The sequence below is a fragment of the Vannielia sp. genome, from assembly GCF_029212645.1.
GTDB lineage: Bacteria > Pseudomonadota > Alphaproteobacteria > Rhodobacterales > Rhodobacteraceae > Vannielia.
Genome location: NZ_JARGND010000010.1, coordinates 1 through 19,823, shown reverse-complemented (window position 1 = coordinate 19,823; position 19,823 = coordinate 1). Strand labels below are relative to the sequence as shown.

At 55.9% G+C, this 19,823-nt stretch carries 15 protein-coding genes; 1 reads left to right on the top strand and 14 read right to left on the bottom strand.

Annotated features, from left to right (window positions below):
• Position 1: 1 nt before the first annotated feature.
• The 11 genes from P1U55_RS04975 to P1U55_RS04925 all read right to left on the bottom strand — a co-directional run bounded on the left by P1U55_RS04975 (position 2) and on the right by P1U55_RS04925 (position 16,292).
• Positions 2 to 1,264: a hypothetical protein gene (locus tag P1U55_RS04975; RefSeq protein WP_301046421.1), complete on the bottom strand. Its 1,263-nt coding sequence runs from the start codon at positions 1,262 to 1,264 to the stop codon at positions 2 to 4.
• A 250-nt stretch (positions 1,265 to 1,514) separates the two neighbouring features.
• A complete protein-coding gene (locus tag P1U55_RS04970) occupies positions 1,515 to 2,330 on the bottom strand; it encodes a helix-turn-helix transcriptional regulator (RefSeq protein WP_301046420.1) in 816 nt (271 codons plus the stop codon).
• Positions 2,331 to 3,208: 878 nt separating this feature from the next.
• Complete coding sequence (locus P1U55_RS04965; protein ID WP_301046419.1) at positions 3,209 to 3,925, bottom strand: SprT family zinc-dependent metalloprotease; 717 nt, start codon at positions 3,923 to 3,925, stop codon at positions 3,209 to 3,211.
• Positions 3,922 to 7,137 carry an HsdR family type I site-specific deoxyribonuclease gene (locus tag P1U55_RS04960; protein ID WP_301046418.1) on the bottom strand — a complete coding sequence of 1,072 codons (3,216 nt, stop codon included), beginning with the start codon at positions 7,135 to 7,137 and terminating at the stop codon, positions 3,922 to 3,924. The genes P1U55_RS04965 and P1U55_RS04960 overlap by 4 nt, the downstream gene beginning before the upstream one ends.
• Entirely contained in the window at positions 7,130 to 8,797 is a 1,668-nt protein-coding gene (locus P1U55_RS04955; protein WP_301046417.1) for a DUF6119 family protein, read from the bottom strand. Before P1U55_RS04955 ends, P1U55_RS04960 begins: the two co-directional genes overlap by 8 nt.
• Positions 8,794 to 9,960: a restriction endonuclease subunit S gene (locus P1U55_RS04950; RefSeq protein WP_301046416.1), complete on the bottom strand. Its 1,167-nt coding sequence runs from the start codon at positions 9,958 to 9,960 to the stop codon at positions 8,794 to 8,796. The genes P1U55_RS04955 and P1U55_RS04950 overlap by 4 nt, the downstream gene beginning before the upstream one ends.
• The gene (locus P1U55_RS04945) at positions 9,953 to 11,473 is read right to left on the bottom strand and encodes a type I restriction-modification system subunit M (protein WP_301046415.1); all 1,521 of its coding nucleotides are present in this window, start codon (positions 11,471 to 11,473) and stop codon (positions 9,953 to 9,955) included. Before P1U55_RS04945 ends, P1U55_RS04950 begins: the two co-directional genes overlap by 8 nt.
• Before the next feature lie 59 nt (positions 11,474 to 11,532).
• On the bottom strand, positions 11,533 to 11,838 hold the full coding sequence (locus P1U55_RS04940) for a hypothetical protein (protein WP_301046414.1): 306 nt from the start codon (positions 11,836 to 11,838) through the stop codon (positions 11,533 to 11,535).
• A 25-nt stretch (positions 11,839 to 11,863) separates the two neighbouring features.
• Complete coding sequence (locus P1U55_RS04935; RefSeq protein WP_301046413.1) at positions 11,864 to 12,520, bottom strand: restriction endonuclease subunit S; 657 nt, start codon at positions 12,518 to 12,520, stop codon at positions 11,864 to 11,866.
• 157 nt (positions 12,521 to 12,677) lie between these two features.
• On the bottom strand, positions 12,678 to 16,094 hold the full coding sequence (locus tag P1U55_RS04930) for a TM0106 family RecB-like putative nuclease (RefSeq protein WP_301046412.1): 3,417 nt from the start codon (positions 16,092 to 16,094) through the stop codon (positions 12,678 to 12,680).
• A gap of 3 nt (positions 16,095 to 16,097) precedes the next feature.
• Positions 16,098 to 16,292 carry a hypothetical protein gene (locus P1U55_RS04925; RefSeq protein ID WP_301046411.1) on the bottom strand — a complete coding sequence of 65 codons (195 nt, stop codon included), beginning with the start codon at positions 16,290 to 16,292 and terminating at the stop codon, positions 16,098 to 16,100.
• Between the two features lie 193 nt (positions 16,293 to 16,485).
• Between P1U55_RS04925 and P1U55_RS04920 the strand changes: the two genes are divergently transcribed.
• Entirely contained in the window at positions 16,486 to 17,385 is a 900-nt protein-coding gene (locus tag P1U55_RS04920; RefSeq protein WP_301046410.1) for a zincin-like metallopeptidase domain-containing protein, read from the top strand.
• Positions 17,386 to 17,441: 56 nt separating this feature from the next.
• On the opposite strand, the gene P1U55_RS04915 is transcribed toward P1U55_RS04920, so the two are convergent.
• The 3 genes from P1U55_RS04915 to mobC all read right to left on the bottom strand — a co-directional run.
• Positions 17,442 to 17,621 carry a hypothetical protein gene (locus tag P1U55_RS04915; RefSeq protein WP_301046408.1) on the bottom strand — a complete coding sequence of 60 codons (180 nt, stop codon included), beginning with the start codon at positions 17,619 to 17,621 and terminating at the stop codon, positions 17,442 to 17,444.
• Positions 17,622 to 17,812: 191 nt separating this feature from the next.
• Complete coding sequence (locus tag P1U55_RS04910) at positions 17,813 to 19,441, bottom strand: relaxase/mobilization nuclease domain-containing protein (RefSeq protein WP_301046407.1); 1,629 nt, start codon at positions 19,439 to 19,441, stop codon at positions 17,813 to 17,815.
• Positions 19,438 to 19,823 (bottom strand): plasmid mobilization relaxosome protein MobC (mobC, locus tag P1U55_RS04905; RefSeq protein ID WP_301046406.1); only part of this gene is annotated, 386 nt, incomplete at its 5' end. The genes P1U55_RS04910 and mobC, both read right to left, overlap by 4 nt.

The window sequence follows — 19,823 nt, the reverse complement described above, 5'->3', positions numbered from 1 at the left end:
GTCACTGATCCTCGTTCTTGGGCTTGTCGATTTGCGGAAATGCAGTAGAGACTTCCCGCATGGTTTCGAGCATGCGGTGCGTTTCGCTGACATGGTGAGCCATCGCAGCGACCCGGTTCAGATCAGCACGCGTGAGATACGCATCATACTGGTACGCATGGGCTTCTTCATCGCGGCGGCGCAGCGCCCGATAGGCGACAAACCGGAAGCCTATGACCACCCAGCCGCAGAAATCGAAGAAGAGCGCGGCCATGGAAAGGCCAGGCATGCGCAAGAAGTTGTTTATCAAGTGCTCTTCTTGGCTCAGAGTGTATGCCCGAGAGGAATCTGGGACGCTGCCAGCCAAGCTGTCAGCCTGGCCTTCAAGTGAACGGGCGAAAGACGCCATCTCAGAACGGATTTCAGAAATGCGCGCTTGCGAGAACGCCGGTGCCCCGCTTTGGTTCGGGACGCCCTGCGCGATGATCTGCGCGGCACTTCTGGCTGTGCCAGCCACGTCGAGCGAACGGATTTGATTGACCGCGACGATGATCTGCCCGCTGAGGGCCTTGAGTTCCGAGCTCAATTCTGACGGGCCTAGGCTCGTGTCTTCGCGCGCAGCGCGCATGTCCCTCAGAAGCTCTGTAACCGAAGACGCTATCCGCTCCGAGTCAGCAAGTTTGCCGCTGACCAACCGCGTAGCTTCGCGATACCGATTGGTCGCCGCCAGCAATGAACGATGGACGGGACCGCTGCCGCCGACACCTGTCGGGCCAGTTCCAGACAGTTCCGCGTTCGCAGCCGCCTGCGATTGCCCCGCTTGGGCTGAAAGCTCAGCCTCTATCGCGCGAAGGCTATCCGCATATGCAACAGCGGCGGACGCCGCGTTCTCCAACTCATCGATTCGCGCTTCTTGGGAAAGCGACTGGCTAATGTCTCCGGCGATAGCGCGCTGATTGCCAAAGTAGGATACTGTCCCAAACGCCAGAAAGCCGATCACGGCGACCACGATGTAAGCAGCAAGTAAGCTCCCACCGAGCATGAACTGGGGCAGTATCCATGCCCCCATCCAGAACATCTTGGCGATGAGCCAGACGCTAAAGCCGAACAACACGGCCATTGAGAATTCGAACAGGCCTGCGTTGGGGAACTGATTGACGAAACCAACGCCCGAGAGGATCGCGGTTACGATGGCCATCGCACTAAGGAGAATGAGACCAGTACGATCCAAATGCCGGATGGTTTCCAGGTCGGCGTCTCGGCTGAAGATCGGGCGCGCACTCATGACGCGAACCCCGATGCAATACATGCAACGAACTTCGTTCGTAGGTGTGTTCCGACGTTAGTAACAAGTTTTGGGAATCCCTCTTCAAGCATTCTTGAAGGGATCGAACGAAACAACTGCACTTCTTGCCCCTTTTTGGCTGGGGCGGAGCCGTGGCCACGTCACCGCAAGGTAACGACTCACCAGGCTAAGCTGGTAAAGCCACTATGGGGGTATATTTACCCTCATGTCAACAACCGTGTGAGTGTGATCAGCCTTTGTCCTTCGGAACCAACGATATTTCAACATCATAGCCGATACTTTCGGCAATCTTCCGCATTGTCCTTAGACTAGGGTCAGTATCACCACTCTCAATCTGTCGAAGGTTCTTAGGATCGATACCCGATGCCTTGGCCGTGGCACGCTGACTGGTTTCTCCGCGCGCATTAGCAAACATTGCCCCTACGGCTTTCGCTTCTGCTGCTGCTCTAAATTTTTCATCTTTCAAATATTTTGAAGCTGTATGACGCTCCACATCTGTTTTTATTATCCTATTTCCAATCGTAACATACTTTTCTTCTCTATCAAATATTTGAATACTATTTAGAATTGGCCGATCATCCGCGTCTAATTCAAGAATTGCCAATAACAATACCCCCTCAACAAGATCGGATGCGTCTGTGCTTGCAGACAAATTAGACCTGTCGAACATTGTTGACAAAGCAGGAGCGCCAAAATCAATAAGTCCCTTTCCACGCTTGGCGTCGAAAAATGATAATGTACCAGACACCAAACCAAGTTCACCGACTGCCGCCTTTACTGTTCGCCAGGCTTTAGCCCTTTCACGATTGACAACTCTAGCCCGATGCTTTCGCTTGGCGTCAGAATTGCGATCTGGTGGGTTTTTATTATGATATTTAATGATTATTTCTCTAGCCTTCATGCGGCTTATATTGCTGTGCAGCGCTAGATTTTTTTCCACCTCGGAAGAGGCATGCCCCTCATCAAATAACCGACCAGCTTCGCGGAGCAACTCCGTGTCTGATTCTGAGCCAACTGATGCTGTGTCTTTTTCCTGATCAGTCAAATCTTGACCTCGAAACTCTTGAGCGGTTATAGCCGACAATCCGGCTTATTTCTGATGAACAGTTATAGGGATGCTCCTAACGAAGATTCATCGGATTGAACGGGGTCGTCGGGACATCCGCCTGCCAGCGCTCAGCTCTTGTAGCACGTCTCACGAATGCTCGACAAACACTCTGCGGTTTGCAAGCGCGAGTTGGTCCACGGTACATGAGGAAGAGCTCATCGGCAGGCTCGTGAACGCGGCAGTAGGTTCGGAAAACCGACCTTGTTGTCGCAAGATGACGTCCGTAGGCCCAACGCCTGTTCCATCGCGAACGTGTAATCATTCAACTCATCGCAGATCACTTCGGCCTTCCGAGAGCGCGGACCAATGATGTTTGCACCGGCACCTGTTGAAAGCCTCGATTTTGGCGGGTGTCCTTATTTCGCTTCGAGGCAGCCGTTCGTTCTGCGTCGCACAAATATCCAAGTGATTTTCAATTATCTACCACCCGCAAGATGTGCGGTGTAGTACACCGCATCTTGGCAAGGGAGCCCGCTGCGCGCTCCCGTTGCATCCCTCCGGCCATGGCTTTTTCAGGGTGTTGAACCCATTTCAGAGCCAGCAGACCGTATCGCCGGTCAAACACTCGCGGGAGACTTCGCTCTCCCTGCACCCATCGATCCTTTCAGGAAGATCAGGGGCTATCGTGCCCCTTGAAACCCACTCACAGGACTTGGAGACATGCCTCTCCACCTGCACCGAACCATGCACAAACGAATGGCCGTTCGATCACCAATCAGGGGAGCCTTCGAGCTCCCACCGATACCCCCATGAGGACTTCATCCAGACCATTTCATGGAGACTGACCTTTCATTCGGCTTGGATAGGTGGCTCCACTACGCCATCTGGCGCTCCAGTCTCAGCTTGCGCTTTTCCCAATCCGGCATAACGCGTCTCAAAGATTCAAAAAAAGCTGTCCCGTGATTTGGGTGGTCGATGTGGCACAGCTCGTGAGTGATCACATAGTCAATAGCTTCGGTGGAGGCACCGATCAGTGCGCGATTGAGCACCAAATTCCGCCGCCCTGTCATTGAGCCCCACCGAAGGCTCAGCTCTCGAATGATGATGCTATTCGGAACGACCTTCTCAGGGTCTGGAAAGCGCCCTCGACAGATGTCCAAACGCTCCGCAAATTTGATCTGGGCACGCTGTAACATCCAGTCTCGGACAAGCTCGCGGGTCTGGGCGGTGCGACCTGGCTTCGTACTCCAAACCACCAGCTGACCGCGCTGCATTTTGACGATGTTCTGTATGCCGGGGATCACCTTGAGTTTATATTGGCGACCCAAATACAGGTGGGTCTCACCGCCGATGTAGCGCCGTTCCGGCGTTTTTGGTTGGAACTGGTCGTAGTAGCGCAGCTGCTTGCATATCCACGGCGCGCGTTTGCGCACTTTATCGATGATACGTTCAGAGCTCGCGTCTTCGGGCGCGACAACCTCGACCTGCTGGTCAGGCAAGACGCTTATGGACAGGGTTTTTCGAACCCGCCTGACGACAGAAAAACGGATTGTCTCGCTGCCGAAGCTTGCCTCAAGAACCTCAGCGCTCACCCGGGGAACCTCGCCCGTGCGATATCCATGATCCGCAACTCGATGTCGTCGAGAAGGTCGAGGGGAATCTTGATGCCCTTCTCGTCGCGCACAACATCGAAGAAGTAGTCGTCGATGGCGTTGCGCATGTTGTTCTGCGCCATCTCGTTCGACCAGACATCGACAATGTGGTGATCCTTGACGATCCCGATGATCGACTGCGCGACATCGGCTGTCACAGTATCCTCAACGCCTGCGTTGATCTCCTTCATGATAGGCTCAAGGACGCCGAAGACGGCTTGAGCGTCCGTGTCGCCCTTGATGCTTTCGGGCATGTCTCGGCCATGATCACGGCGCGCAACGCGCCCCGCCAAGTCCATAACTGTCTTGAGGTAATCCTTCTCCGAAATTCGCTTCTCCCGGTAATCGCGGATCGTCTCCGCCAGCATCTCGGAGAACTGCCTGTAGAAGGAAGGGTCTTCCTCCATCTTTTCCGTGATCGTGCGTTTGGTGGCGCTTGCAATGCGATCCGCCTTGGAAGCGGCGGTCGTGCCCTCTTCTTCGATCACGGCGTTCAAAGCGTCAGGATCATTGATGTTCACCAGGTCGATGATGACCTCGGCAGGTTTCGCCGTGACATGATCGTCGAGCAACTTCTGAATCTTGGGCTCGAACTCCTTCACATCGACGGTTTCCTGATAGCGCAACTGAACGGAACGCTTCAGCTCTGAGAAAGCTTTCCAATCTTTCGTGAAGGTGGCGACCGCCGCCTCGTCGAACACGTCATAAAACTTCTCGGAGGACAGCGAGATGTGCAGGCAGCGACCATAGTCCTTCAATCGAGAATAGAAGTCTTCGCGCTTGGCATCGTCCGCCAAGAGCTGTTCGAACTGCTCCATGTCCTTCTTGTTGCGAACCTCCTTAAAGACATCCCATAGCTGGTTATGCAGCTGCGGCAGCCTGCGGATTTCCTCGCGAATGTCGTGCAGCGATCCGGCAACATCCTCGCCGTCGAAACCCTCAAACGCGCTATAGGTCGTCAGTGCCGCATCGAGCTCGCCAAGCAGCCCTTCATAATCGACGATGAAGCCGAACTGCTTCTCCTTGTCGTCATCCTCATAGAGACGGTTCACACGGGCAATGGCTTGAAGAAGATTGTGTTCCCGCAACGGCTTGCACACGTAGAGCACCGTGTTGCGCGGGGCGTCGAAGCCAGTCAAAAGCTTCGAGACGACAATCAGGATTTCGGGATCGCCTGAGCCCTTGAAGGCATCGATGATCTGGCGATTGTACTCGTCCTCGGTTTTGTGCCTGGCCATCATCTTGTCCCAGAACTTGCGCACCAAGTCCTTGGATTCCTGATCGACCTCCTCGTTCCCTTCCTTGTCGTCAGGGGCGGAGATGATGATCTCGCTCGTCACATGGCCTATTTCGTCGAGAACCTCTTTGAAGCGGACCGCAGCGGCTTTTGAGGGTGCCACGAGTTGCGCCTTGAAGCCCGTGCCCTGCCAATACTGGCGGAAGTGCTCTGAGATATCGAACGCCTTTGCGCGGATGGCTTGGCTAGTCTTGGACAAGGCATCCATGCGCGAGAATTTCCGCTTCAGATCGGCTTTCTGCTTTTCCGTCAGCCCCTCGCTGATCTTGTCGAACCAGGTATCGACGACACCGCCACTAACCTGCTGCTCAACCAAGCGCCCTTCGTAGAGCAACGGGACAACAGCCTCGTCCTTCACTGCCTGATCAATCGTATATTTGTGAATCAGCCCCCCGAACGTATCGAGGGTATTCTTGTCCTTCTTCAGAAGCGGTGTGCCGGTGAAGCCGAGATAACAGGCGTTCGGTAAGATGCGCCGCATCTTCAAGGCAAACTTGCCGTGTCCACCATAGCGACCTGTCTGGCTGCGGTGGCTTTCATCGACGAGAACGAAGATGTCAGCGCTGTCGTCCTTGAAGTCGCCCGTCTTCATGGCGGTATCGAACTTGTTGATGATCGTCGTGACCAAAGGTTTGCGGTTTCTGATCAGCTCGATCAGATTTGCCCCCGTGGCTGCCCGCACGGGTTCAAGGTCGCAGGACTTGAACGTGCCCTTGATCTGCTTGTCCAGGTCATCGCGATCCGTGACGATCAGGATACGGGGGTTCTTCACGTCCTTGTCGAGAGCAAGAGCACGCCCGAGCATCACCATGGTCAGGCTCTTGCCTGAGCCTTGCGTGTGCCAGATCACGCCGCCTTTGCGACGGCTTTCCAGATCAAAGCTTTTCAGGCGGGCGAGAGCTATTCTGATGCTGAAGAACTGCTGATGGCGGGCGATCTTGCGCACCCCTCCATCGAAGACCGTGAACCGGCGCACAAGGTCGAGAAGGCGTTCTGGACGGCACATCGCATAGATGGCGCGATCCTGCTCACTGATCGACCTCTCCCCTCCCGCTGCCAGCTCCTCGAAGAAGACGCGCGCATCGGCCAGGTCGCCAGAGAAGACAGCGTTCTTTTCCTCTGCTGTCAGAGGTCGATTGATCGCGGCGGAGATATCCGCATCCTGATCTTCTTCATCGCGCCAGATTTGCCAGAACTTACGCGGCGTGCCCACGGTGGCGTAGCGGGCTTCCTGGCGCTTCATGCTCATCAAGAGCTGCGCGTAGTGGAAGAGCTGCGGGATGTTGTCCTCAAACTGATACCCGATTAGCTGGCTATCAGCCTTCTTGAGCGACTCTGTGGGACGCTTGTTCTCGATCACGATGACCGGGATGCCGTTCACGAAACAGACGATATCGCAGCGCCGTGTCGCGGTGCTTGCCGTCCGCTCGACACTCATCTCCGCCGTCACATGGAAGACGTTGTTTTCAGGCGTCTCCCAGTCGATGTACTTGAAGGAATAGCTTTTGCTGTCGCCTTCAATCGCCTTTGAAATCGTCGTGCCCAGAACCAAGAGATCATAGATATCCTGGTTCGTGCCCTTCAGCCCCTTGAGCTTGTCAGGGGTGGGCTTGAGGCGGCGTAGCGCTTCATGCGCGTCCTCCAAGTCGAAGGCATAGCTCTTGCCGCGATAGCTGTAGCTGTTGAGCTTCAGCATCTGCTCCACAACGATGTCGTCGAGGATCACGCTGCGGGTTTTACCCCGCAGCTGATCTGCCTGCGCCTGTGACAAGGGCTGGAAGCCAAGCGCCACCAACGTCTGGATCGCAGGTATCTGGGATTGGTACTTTTCACTCGGATCAAAGCCATCAAGCATCGAGAGCCTCCTCGATCACTTCGTCATCCTCATCACTCTTCGTCGCTTTCTTCTTTTTTACACCAACCGCCGCTGGTTTCTTAATCCAAGCGAACTCGTAGCTATAGCCCAGAGCCTTCAACTCTCGGGCTGCTTGGCGCAGCGTGATCATGCTAAAGAATGGGAGCTTGGGTGTCTCGCCAGTGCCAATTACAGCGTAAACGACTGTGAAATCCTGAGGACGGAAATCTTCGCCATCCGCACAGATTATCGTTTCAAATCCCGTCTGTCCTGTCTGAGCCTGTATGGCACCCACTTTAACGCGTGTTTTATCGCGGCATGGACCATCAAGAATGAGTACACGACCAGACACAGTGCCCTGACTAAACAGGTGGCTCAACCGTGAAGAGGACGTCTTATCTTTTATGTGGATCAGCCTGTTGTCTTTGCTCAAAAAATCGCAGACTTCAATCGTGGTCGCCGAGCCCGTGGGCTTCACCAACTGCGCGTCCAGGCAAAGCAGATCGGGTTCTTCGACCTTGAGCCGCGCATTGTACTTCTGCTCATTCTCCTCAGCTTTGGCATCAGGCAGTTCATACCGATCCAGCTTCTCAAAGAACTCTTGAACCTGCTTGGCGAGGTCGCTTTCTACTTCGTACCATCGCCCGCCAGATAGCACATAGGTGCGACCGTCGTGCTCGACTTCGCATACCAGACACTCAGAGATCTTCCACTTGCCGCCGCAATCACGCCCTTCGTCATCGACTTCGTGCACGGTGTGGCTACCAAAATCGTCGAGCCCATAGTCAGTCTTGCCGCGCTCCTGGAGGGCTTCAAGATACCCGTCAAGGTCTAGATCAGGATAAATCTGACTGCTGCGAAAGCCCTTGTAGCGCAGCTGATTGCTTTTCTCAGGATCGTATATGACCGGGAAAGCAAGATGGAGACCCTCCGGCTCACTACCTTTCAGCGCCGCATCAATTACGGCTACCGCCGCCGCGTTCAGATTCTCGATAATTTCGTTTTCACGAACATGCTTGATCTGGTCGATCCAAGAAAAATGCTCTTTGTAGTCGTCTTTTTGGTAAGATGCTAAAGTCTCTGTGCACACGGCAGGAAGATCAGCTACCGTCACTTTCCGATCCATTGAAAGCGAGTCTGTTCCGGCCACGCGGGAGGCAAAGTTCTTGTCCTTTGGCGTACCTGCGAGTCCCCGAACAATGTCACGTTCCACGTCGATCAAAAAAGCGGTTTGGTCCGATCCTCGGCTTGTCTGGGAGCGACGAGAGAGCGTATTTTCATCGGGCGTACGTACGTCAGCGCTTTTGAGCTGGTTCGGATCGACTGAATTGAGAACGATCCTCAGCCCAAAATCCTGCTCGAACTTCGTAGGGTCGAGCTTTACATGCCCCATGCCAAAAGAGACAGCAAACCAGCGGCCTGCGGCAGGGATAAAAACAAGTCCAAAGGCTGTGTTGTTGTAAACCTTCTTCTTTTGCTCGTCGGACAGCTCAAGGAACTTCGACCACTTCGGTGCAGCACCGCCCATTGTGTCGAGCACGATCAAAGCGCCTTCGAGCTTGTCCCAAGCTTCGAGATCAACTCCGTCGCGCGCGCCGTCCTTTGGTTCAAGACCATCCTTGAGAAGGCGGATCGACAGCTTTTGTGTATTACCTGTCATGCCGCTGCCTCCTCATCGTCCGAAACCTCGACACGCCATTCGCCCGTCAGGAGCTTCTGCATCAGACCGCGCTTCTGGTCGTTCAAGGCTTTAATCTCTGTGTCGAGAAGAGTGAGTTCCTCGTTCCCAGCTGTGAGGGCAAGGGCAATCTTTTTCTGGAGATCGCGAGCAGGAACAACCACTTGCAGACGCTCAAGGTCACCGCGTTGAATGTTCGGGAGGCCAGAGCCAACGCGAAGCCGCATGATCTCAGCCTCTCGCGATTTCAGCGCGTGAAAGAGGAAATCCCTTTCGATCATGTTCGAAAGTTCTTGCAAGGCATAGCAATGCCCTCCAAGCCAGAAGCGCGTTTCGGACACGTTGACGAATCCGCAGGAGTTGCCTCCCTCGCTGATGGTGATTGTTCCGCCCTCGGTGTTCCATTCGTCATGAAAACCAGAAGGGCTGATGCCACCATTCCAGACAGGATACTCGCCCGATGCGATGTCGAGCTTGTTAAGCTGCTTGCCCTTTATGATGCGCACAAGGTCAGCAAGCGGCCTTGATACTGTAGCCGGTTCGTTCGCCGCCCGATCAATAAGAGCGAGGCCCAGTCCCACAAGCTGCCGCGCCTTCGTGGCCCGCAGCGCGGTGAGCTTTTCGAGCGCCTCGTCCCAGGTCCGCAGGATCACCGCGATTTTGCGCTGTTCGGGAAGCGGAGGCAGGCCAAAGGTGAACTCGGCAAGCGCATCTTGGCTAAGATTGCTGATGCTAGAGCCTCCACCCCTTCGATACAGGTGCTCAAGAAACAGTGGTGACCGCACCAACTTGGAAAGGTAGCTGTGGTCAACATTGGGGCATTTGACTCGTGCCCGGATGGTGAACCCCGAGAACGTGACTGGTTCCTTAATCCCAGAAATGAGTACGCAGCGGCCTACGAGCGCTTTGTTGCCATTTGATCTGACAAACAAAAGGTCATTGTCGCGGAGAAGGTCTTTCTGCGCGATGCGGTTGGAAATGGTCACAGAGGCAGTATCAGAGAAATCTGCAAGCGTCTCATGCCGCTGAAAATCTCCCACACCGACAACCTTCACCGTATGGCCACTCTCTCCACGCACAAAGTTGAGGCCATTGCGGAATTCGGCGATGTCCGCAAAAGCCGTTGGTGTCCATCCTTCACGCATCAATCCCGAGCTCCTTCAAATAGCCCGACATCTTCGCGCGAACGTCTGCCAGCTCGCTCTCGATCCGCACGATGTCCACTTGCACGGCGGCGACGTCGATCTCTTCCTCCGGTTCGAAGGTGTCCACGTAGCGCGGGATGTTGAGGTTATAGCCGTTCTCGGCGATCTCATCGGTGCTGGCGAGGTGGGAATACTTCTCGATCTCCTCGCGGGCGCTGTAGGTGTCCAGCACCCGCTTGATGTGTGTGTCCTCGTCCATCACGTTCTGCGCTTTGCCAGCCGTGAACTCCTTGCTGGCGTCGATGAAGAGCACGTCCTTGCGATCCGCGTTTGCGCCGCCTTCTTCGCGGGAACGGTCAAAAACCAGAATAGCAACGGGGATGCCAGTGGTGGTGAAGAGGTTGGCAGGGAGGCCGACAACGGCGTCGAGCAAGTTTTCCTCGATCAGCTGCCGGCGAATTTTGCCCTCAGCGCCGCCTCGGAACAGAACGCCATGCGGGACGATCACCGCCACGCGGCCTGACTGGCGCTTGGCGATCTCGATCATATGCGTGATGAAAGCATAATCGCCCTTGGACTTAGGCGGAATGCCCCGCCAGTAGCGGTTATACTGGTCTGTGTCCGCGTCATCCGCGCCCCACTTGTCGAGCGAGAACGGTGGGTTGGCGAGGACGACATCGAACTTCTGAAGGTGGTCGCCCTCGATCAGCGCGGGGCTGTTCAGGGTGTCACACCATTCGATGCGCGCGGCATCCTTGGCGTGCAAAAACATGTTCATCCGCGCCAGAGCCCAGGTCGCGCCATTCACCTCCTGCCCGTAGAGGGCGAAGTTGTTCGAGCCGACCATTTCAGAAGCCTTGATCAGCAGCGAACCAGAGCCACAGGCGGGGTCACAGATCGTGTCGCCTTCCTTTGGCGCAACGAGTTTCGCCAGCAAGCCGGAGACGGGGGCTGGGGTAAAGAACTCGCCTGCCTTCTTACCCGCGTCCGAGGCAAAACGGGAAATCAGGTAGATGTAGGTCTCCCCGATGATGTCTTCCTTCACCCGCGACGGACGCAGGTCGAGGGCGGGCTTGTTGAAGTCTTCGAGGAGGTGCTTCAGGCGGCGGTTGCGATCCTTGGTGCGGCCAAGGTTCGATTCCGAGTTGAAGTCGATGTTGCGGAACACGCCTTCGAGCTTGGAGCGGTTCTTGTCCTCAATGTCTTCGAGCGCAATGTTGATTAGCTCGCCGATATTGGGCTCGTTGCGCTGCTCGTAGAGGTCATAGAAGCTCGCGCCCTCCGGCAGATAGAAGCGCTCACGCTCCATGCGGCGACGGATGCGGACATCATCGTCACCGTACTGCTTGCGGTAGGTCTCGAAGTGGTCGTTCCAGTTGTCCGTGATGTACTTCAGGAACAACATCACTAGGATGTAGTCCTTGTATTGCGCGGGATCGACCGCGCCACGGAAGGTGTCGCAGGCAGCCCATGCTGCGTTGTTCACTTCCGCCTGTGTTAGTTTATCGTTCATTTTCAAATCCTTTTGCGTATCATTGTGGGGCGGGACAGGTGCCCGCCCCAAACTGTTTCTCAAATCAATCCACAGGGCGGGTTGAACTGCGTGCGAAGTTGGCGTTCGATCACCATCCGATTTTGCGCATCGGCGTAGATGGCGGCCACCGCAAGCTCTGCATGCCCCTGTCCGCGCCAACAGAGCGCGCGATCATGATTTCCGACACGCTCGCGAATGTCTCGCGACTCGCCGATATCGACGACACTCCAGTTGGTAGCGGTCTGCTTGCGCCCAAGGATCACATAGACCCCCGAACGGGCTTGCAGGTAGTTCTCGTTGCCGAAGGGGCCCTCGGCGTGGTAGTTTCCAATGTTAATGGACATGTTCACCTCATGAGTTTGTCCGTTGCTACTTGCCCGCATGCTTAGACGGCTGACGGGCGACAGGATGCCCAGCTTCATTGCCGTGAAGCTGGGCGTTTCGCACCTGTCTAAGCAGGGCGAAGCTCGTGAATTCTTCTTTCTTTTGCGCGAGTTCGCGCAGCAAGCTTGCTTCCTTTGCCGCAAGCCGACTCACCTCAACCACTAATTTCTGGATCACCAAGTCAGGTATGCTGACTGGCAACTTGTCCAGGCAGTCGCGCGGGATCATTCTCAGATTCGTGCCGCGCGCGCACGAGTCCAGGTAGCGCTGCGCTTCAGGTTGATTAATCAGCCACATCAGAAACTCGGGCAACACAACATCGGCGTGCGCACGAAGAACGATCAAGGGCAAGAGGGCAATGGCCTGGTCGCCTGCATCACCGACAGCGATGACCGCCGTGTTTTTTTCGCCGCGCGAGCGAAAAAGGACATCGCCAGGTGAGACTAGATAGCGGTCCAACTTTCCATCCAACTTGAAGCGCGAGGCCGACGCCAGCGGAACCTCGATATCGCCGCGCAGGTCACCAAGCTGAACAGCCGGAATCCCCCCAACCCTATCCTCGACAAGCGCTGACCGCGCCGTAAAGCCGCTCTGAATGTCACACACGTCCGCAAGAGGGACATATTTTTGTCTGTAGATCATGCTACAGCTATAACAGCCCAACCCAAGGGCTGTCAACTTAATTTTCTGCAGTACATAATTCTACTGCAGAAATAAACGTGCTCACTTGGTCAGCCTAGAACCCTCTTTTATCATCCGCGGTAAGGCCAGCCCTGAAGGGATGTGAAGTCCGGAGAGTTCAAAGCAGCGAAATTTTTTCGGCGATTTCAAGGTATCGGCAAAACGAGTTCGCGAGTTGCATCTGCCACGGTGTCTTACACTCCGCTTCAAACACGTCGGGCGATGCCACAAGTATGGCGACGCACTGAGCGCGTGATATTGCGACGTTGAGACGGTTGCCGCTGTATAGAAACTCCATACCACGCGGGGCGTCTGTGTGGCTGGACGTTGCCATCGAGTAGATCGTTATCGGGGCTTCCTGTCCCTGGAACTTGTCCACGGTCCCAACTCGCGCGTCTGGAAGGCGCTGCTGAATCTCGAATACCTGCGCATTGTAGGGCGCGATGATGAGTATATCGTCTTTGGTGACATCTCGCACGACGCCATCGCGGTCTGTCCATTGAGCGCCGCTGGCGAGGATTTGTTCGACGAGGTTGGCGACCGCGTCCGCCTCTTCGATGGATGCGCTTGTGTTGCCTTCATGCTTGATCGGTAGATATCGCAAGCCAGTGCCGGATATCGGACCGTCCGCCGTGATGAGCTGACGCTCGCAATCTTCTTCGGCCTCCAACTTGCCTTCGTAGAAGAGCTCGGAATTGAAGGCGCAGATTTCCGGATGCAGGCGGTAGGTGGTTGCAAGGAAAAGGCCTTGCTCTTTTGTGATCGTCTGGGCTCCGCCGAGCAGGTGATCTAGCGCCGATACGCCGGTTCCATCCGGGTGTGTTCCCTGCGTTGGTTGTTCCAGCTGTTGAGGGTCGCCGAGCATGACAACTGTAGGCGCTGCCTGTGAGACGGCTAGAGCGTTGGCAAGTGACATCTGTCCAGCTTCGTCGATGATGAGAACGTCTACCAGGTTCTTAGCGTTTTCTGTGGCCCAGAAAAATGGTGTTGCCGCTGCCAACTGCGCTGCGCCGGAGCGGATGGCGCTGATGACATCGTCATTGGTTTTGGCGAAGGTCAGATGATCGGTCGGGTCTTCCTTGTGACCGCTCTCGGGTTTCTGGATGCAGACGAAGTTTGCGCCACGTTCCGGAGCGGCCTTGATGGTCTTGTCGACGAGGCCCCGGATCACCTTGTGGCTATTGGCCGTGATGCCAACCGTCTTGCCCTGCTTGATCAGCTCGCAAATCATGCGCGCGCCTGTATAGGATTTGCCGGTTCCGGGTGGCCCTTGGACCGGTAGCACGCCTCCTTTCATGAGGCCGGTCAAGCGCAGCGCTGCATCGAGGGTCGTTTCTCCATCTTCTTGAAACGCTTGTCCGCCTGCATCCATCGGTTTGCGCAGCAGGATTTCCCTTGCAGCCTGGTACTCGCCATCACCGCTGATGCCATGTTCGGCGACGTACTCGCCAAGGCGGAAGAGAGCAGCGGCCTGTTCTTTCGGGTCGATGAACTTGTGCGCGTAGACGGCGTCGGGGTGTATGTTTGCGGTTGCCTTGGATTTCTTGATGTCGATGGTATTGGTGTCCGGCGAAACGGCGAGCGCCGTGCCGAGTTTATCGCCTCCGACATTGTGAAGGTTCTCGTCCCCTCTGATGTCTGTATCTTGCGGCTCGAAACGGTAGCGATCCGTTGGAATGCCTTGTTTCGAGCGCTCAATCGTTTCAACGTATTGAAGACGGCCAATGGCCGCTTTTTCTTCTAAGAGCTCCTCCGCGCTCAGGTCCTTCAGGCGGAAATACTCCCACCAAGTGGCCTTGTTTTCGCGGCGGTGCCAATCAATGATGTAGGCTAAAATCCAGCGTGCCTGCTGCTCGCTCGTCCGTGCTTCAGGATCGACGGGCACGTCATGCGTAAGTCGCTCAATGAGCTCCTGAACGCGTTTTTGCCTTTCATCGAGTTCTTCGCTTGGACCATCTTGCCCTGGCGCTGGCCTGGGAACGTCAGTGCCTGCCGCTATCAATTCCGAGCGCAGGTTATCTAACCAATCTCTTAGGCCTGCCGTCGCCAGACAGTCATCTTTGTTATAGGCGGCGACCGTCTGTTTGGTCTCGTCGTCGATGGATGGGACATCATTCAGTTCCAGACCCGCCGAAACTCTGGTGAGGGCAATGTTGGCGTCGCGCAGAGCGGTTGCGCGCGTAAATCCGAAGAACGGTTCCAACGATTTAAGCGAATAGCTTTCTACGCTGGCCCGCAAGGCATTGCGGGTCACACTCAACAGGTCGACTAAAACAAGGCCGCGAAGGAGGTTGTCCACCTCGTCCTCACGGGTTGCATAGCGTCCCATCAAGCGCTTGAGCGCTCCAGGCTCATATCCCCCAAAGTGATAAATGTGCATATCGGGGTATGTCTGCCGTCGCGCCGTAACAAAATCGATGAAGCGCTCGAAGATCAGCTTTTCGCCGTCGCGGTCAAAGGCCCAATCGGCGATGTATGCGCTCGCGCCCGTTTCATCTACGTAGCTGTACCCGAAAAGATATTCGAGGCCGTGCTCGCCGACGAATTCATCACCTTCGATATCAAAGAAGACGTCGCCCTCTGAGGGTTCGGGAATGGCCGCGAGACCGAATTCAGGAACAACATCCAATAGCGTGTATCTGTACTGGCCCGTGCGTCGTCCTTCTACCTGGATCGCGGCTTGGTCCCGCGCTTTCTCGAAGGATTGTGCCGAACCGCGCTTGGGCTTGAATGGGACAGGTAATGGCATCTCGGCGAGTGCCTCAGTTGTCCCGAAGCCGTTTTCCTTCAGTTCCGCTATTTGGTTCTTTGTGATCCCAGCCACCAAACACAAATGATCATCTTGCCGCCTGCGCGCATCGCACTGGTTTTCCCATCGGCAGATATCACAGTGAGATTTGGGTTCGGGATAGGTCTCAGCTCCGTTTTCTTCCGAAGCGGCATGCTCAGCCGCACTCTTCACACGGCGATAATAAGCCGCGTAGTCAGCGTAGCGAAAGCTTTGAGGTTCGAAGTCTGACCAAGGCGCAACCACATGCACATATTCCGGCGCAATACCCTGCATAGCCTCCAGGAGATCGGCATATAGGCAGAGCTGGAGGACCGTTCCGCCCTTGGTCTCGCGCGCGAGTTTTGTGTCGATGACTTCGTAGGAATATTCGCCCAGCTGGCTCGGCTTGCTAACACGGCGGAGTATGTCGGCGCGTCCGCGCCAGCGATTATTGCTCAGCGCGGCCTGTATGATGATCTGCTTGCCTTCGCTCATGGCTTCGCGTGTGGCCTGAACGGCCTGCGCTGTGATATCCACACCGTCAATGGCCGCTATCTCATAGCCGTTCTCTTTCAAGTGATCGATATACGCTGCCTCGTGTCTTTGACCCCGCTCGCGCAGGATTTCGAGCAACGGGTCGTAACGATCCGGCTTTGCCATGCTGCCAGCGGCGACTTGAACGTCGAGTGCCGTCAAATGATTGCAGTTCAAGTGGCCGACGAGATCGGATGCGCTGAGAATAAGTTCGCCATCTAACTTTTTCATGATTCACAATACCTTGGTTTCGGCATCCTTGGCGATATTCTGCGCCTCTGGAAACCGATTTGATCCACAACAATACTTGCGCACCCGTCCGGGCCGGGCTCTCGTGAATGGAGCCTGATAGGTCAGTCTCCACCATCCGGCGTCGATCCCTTGCGCGGCAATCGCCAGCCGTGAACGGCTGACATCCTCCTCTTTCATTGGGGCCTGATGGCCCATCACCCGTCAAGACCAAGCCCTTCGCTATGGCTTCGGGCGAAGGCCATGGGCCGTGGCTCGCCTTTGGCTGCGCCCGCACCACCCACCATGGCCTTCGGTCTGGACGGTCTCCCCCCTCTCTTCGCCAGAGGGGCAGTTCGGTTGCATGCGCAACCGAACAAAGGAGAAAAGGCCAATGACACGGGACATTTATCAGAAAGTAACAGACAAGATCATTGCCGATCTGGAGAAAGGTGAACTGACATGGCTTAAGCCGTGGTCCGCCGGAAACATGGACGGACGGATCATCAAACCGCTACGCCATAATGGCATGGCCTACAGCGGAATCAACGTGCTGATGCTCTGGGGCGCAACCATAGAAGGCGGCTATCTCTCGCCGTTCTGGATGACCTACCGCCAAGCCAAGGAATATGGCGCACACGTTCGCAAGGGCGAGCGCGGGAACCTTGTCGTCTATGTGAACACCATCACCAAGACCGAAGAGCAGGACGACGGCATCGAGGAAGAGCGAAAAATTCCATTTATGAAAGGCTATAGCGTGTTCAACGTCGAGCAGATCGAAGGCTTGCCCGAGCATTTCTATGCCAAGCCAGAGCCGATCATCGACCCTGCGCAGCGGATCGAGCATGCAGACCAATTCTTTGCGGCAAGCGGGGCAAACATTCGGCACGGCGGGACCTCCGCCCATTACAGCGGCGGGACGGACCATGTGCAGATGCCGCATTTTGAGAGCTTCCGCAGCCCCGAGGCCTACTATGCCACGCTTGCGCACGAGCTGACGCACTGGACGAAGCACCCGAAGCGCCTAGACCGGGACTTTGGCCGCAAGAAATGGGGCGATGAAGGCTATGCCCGCGAAGAGTTGGTTGCCGAACTTGGCGCAGCATTCCTTTGCGCCGATCTGGCCCTAACGCCGGAACCCGGCACCGACCATGCAGCATACATTCAAAGCTGGTTGAAGGTTTTGAAGGAAGACAAGCGCGCCATCTTCAGCGCAGCAGCTCATGCGCAGCGCGCAGCAGATTTCCTTCATGGATTTCAGGTCGAAGAGAAAGAAGCAGGAGCGGCGGCATAGCCGCTCCAAGCAGCAAAAGAAAATTGCGGTGGGCCTTTCGGCCCACCGCGCGAGGCTCAAAGACCTGGCATTCTTGATGCCAATTCAGCCTCGATATTTTCAAGGGAAGCCAGAGCATCGCGGCGTTCTTGCGAACCGCGCGACGCAACAGAAAAAGCGTTGAAAGCTTCTGTGAAAAGACCGTGCAATTGCTCAGTGCTGCGGGATGCTGCTTCAAATCGAGTGACGAGTTTCATGTGATCCTCCATCGTCAGGGAGGCCCCAAACCACTCAGGGCCTTTCGGCCCACACCCCCATCAAGGCCCTTGATGGTTTGGTCGGTCTGCTTGTCGAGGCAGTGAGGATTCACACAAACAAAGGCACTCGATTGGTGCAGCAATTTCCTGCTGGACTGAAAAATTGACGTTCTTGGAAGGAGGCTTCTGCTCTATCTGTCGAGATCCGGGCCGCGTGGTTTCCGCGTTTGACCTTCTCGCAGGCGTGGAAGACGATCTTGCGGCGATACCGTGTCTCGTCCGGCCTGACGAACTCGGACGGTAGGTTTTTGCTGCTGTTCGTTCCGCAATTTTGCGAGGCGTTCTTGGGCGGCTTTTACCCGCTCAGCCGACATCTTCTTTTGGCTTTCGATATAGGCCTGCTTGACGGATCGCGCTTCGACCTTGGAGCTCTGAGCACGCGGCGCTTTTTCTGCGGTCGTATCCCGCGCCCCGATGCCGCGTGCGGGAGCCGCAATCTTTTTCTTGCCGATATCGGTCACTGGCTTTGCCGAAAGCTCGACCCTAGCCGCTTCATCAATGCCCCTTTTCAACGGCGAGAAGCCATTCTTAGCCATGGGTTCCAAACCACGCATCATCAGGCGGTTGTTTGTCCGGTCGTGGTGTAAGCTTCGCAGCACCTCAGCGTGACGGTTGCGGGCGGAAACAATCTCGGCTTGAAGGCTTTGCCTGTCCTTGAGCTGCGCATCGACAAGGGCATGACGCTGTTCTCGGTCACGCTGAAGGGACCATATCGCTTCCATCTCGTTCTGTTTTTCAAGGGCGGCGCGCTTGCCGGTTACGCGGTCAAGCAGTCCGCGCAGGCCTTTTCGCAAGCGAGCGGATCGAGCCGCGGCTTCCTGTTCAGCCCGTGCCTTTTGACCGGCATCGAGCGTGGCGCGCTCTGCCTTTTGCTGCGCTTGCATGTACTGACGGCGTCTCTCGAGGGCAGATTTTTCTGCGTTCGCGTCGGCGCGGGCTTTGGTGATGTATGAAGCGAGCTTCGGGGCGATGTCTTTCGCGATGCGCTGGCGGGTTTCACTGACGCTCTTCAGCTCCTGCGGCTTGCCCAGGCGCGTTGTCACGTCCTTAGACTTCTTGCCAATGGCACGGGGGATGGAGATCGCTTCCCCCTCATACGTCACCGCAACGTGTCCGCGTCGATCACCGCGCGCTAGGAACAGCCCGCGTTCTTCGAGCGCATGCGAAAAACTACTGCGGCTGTCGGATATCGCCCACGCTTCTTGAATATCGGCCTTGAGGTCTCCGGCATGCCGTCCAACACGTTTGGCTTGCTGCCATTCTGCCAAGGTGAAGTTACGCGGATCGCGATCTTTCGCGTTGGCCAAGCCTCGCGGCATCTGCCAGCCATGCTCAAGATAGAGCTGTTTGGAGACTTCCATCAGCTTATTCTTGAAGAACGGAAGAGGCTTGGCCGTCATGGTCTCGGCATCAATCCGACTCCAAACGGCATGACAATGCCGCCGTCCTTCCTTTTCGTGAAAGACGATCAAACGGGGTTGGTCGGTTAGACCGTGCTTTTCTTCGATGGCTGCAATCGCCTGTTCGAAGGCCTCGATACGCACGGATTCGGTCTCAGGCGGATTGAGTGAGACCGAAAACAGAAACTGACGGCACTTCGTCCCTTTCGAAACGGCTTCAGCTTCGCGGAGCGCGCCGACAACATCGTCGGTCATGAAACCTCTAACATCGTGGATTTCGACATGCTCGTTCTCGGCAGTCTTTAAAAGATGAAGCCCGAGTTGCTTGGCACCGCCGCGCTGAGAGCCTTTCAAGATCATGACGACCCCAGATCACTACGTTGACCGAGGGCACGCAGAAGCTCTTCCCGCATGGCAGCAACATCCGCGCAGGCGCGGCGGATATCGTGTTCTGTTTCAGCAACGACCGGCAAGGAACCGATATTCACGGCTTTGGCGAGCTGGTTAAGGTTGTTGGCGATCCGTGAGCCTCCAAGCAAGGCTAGTACATTGGCCAGGCTGGCATCGTCTTTCACGGGCCGTCGAAGCTTCGAGCGGGCACGTTTGTGCGATGCACCATTCCCATCGAAGAGCTTGCGCTTGATGTAGCTGCCGAGCGGCTCATCGCCCGCGAGCTCTTCTAGACGGCTTCTCTCCTCGAAAGTCAGGCGCAAGGAGAATGGCGCGGGCTTCTTCTTTGGCT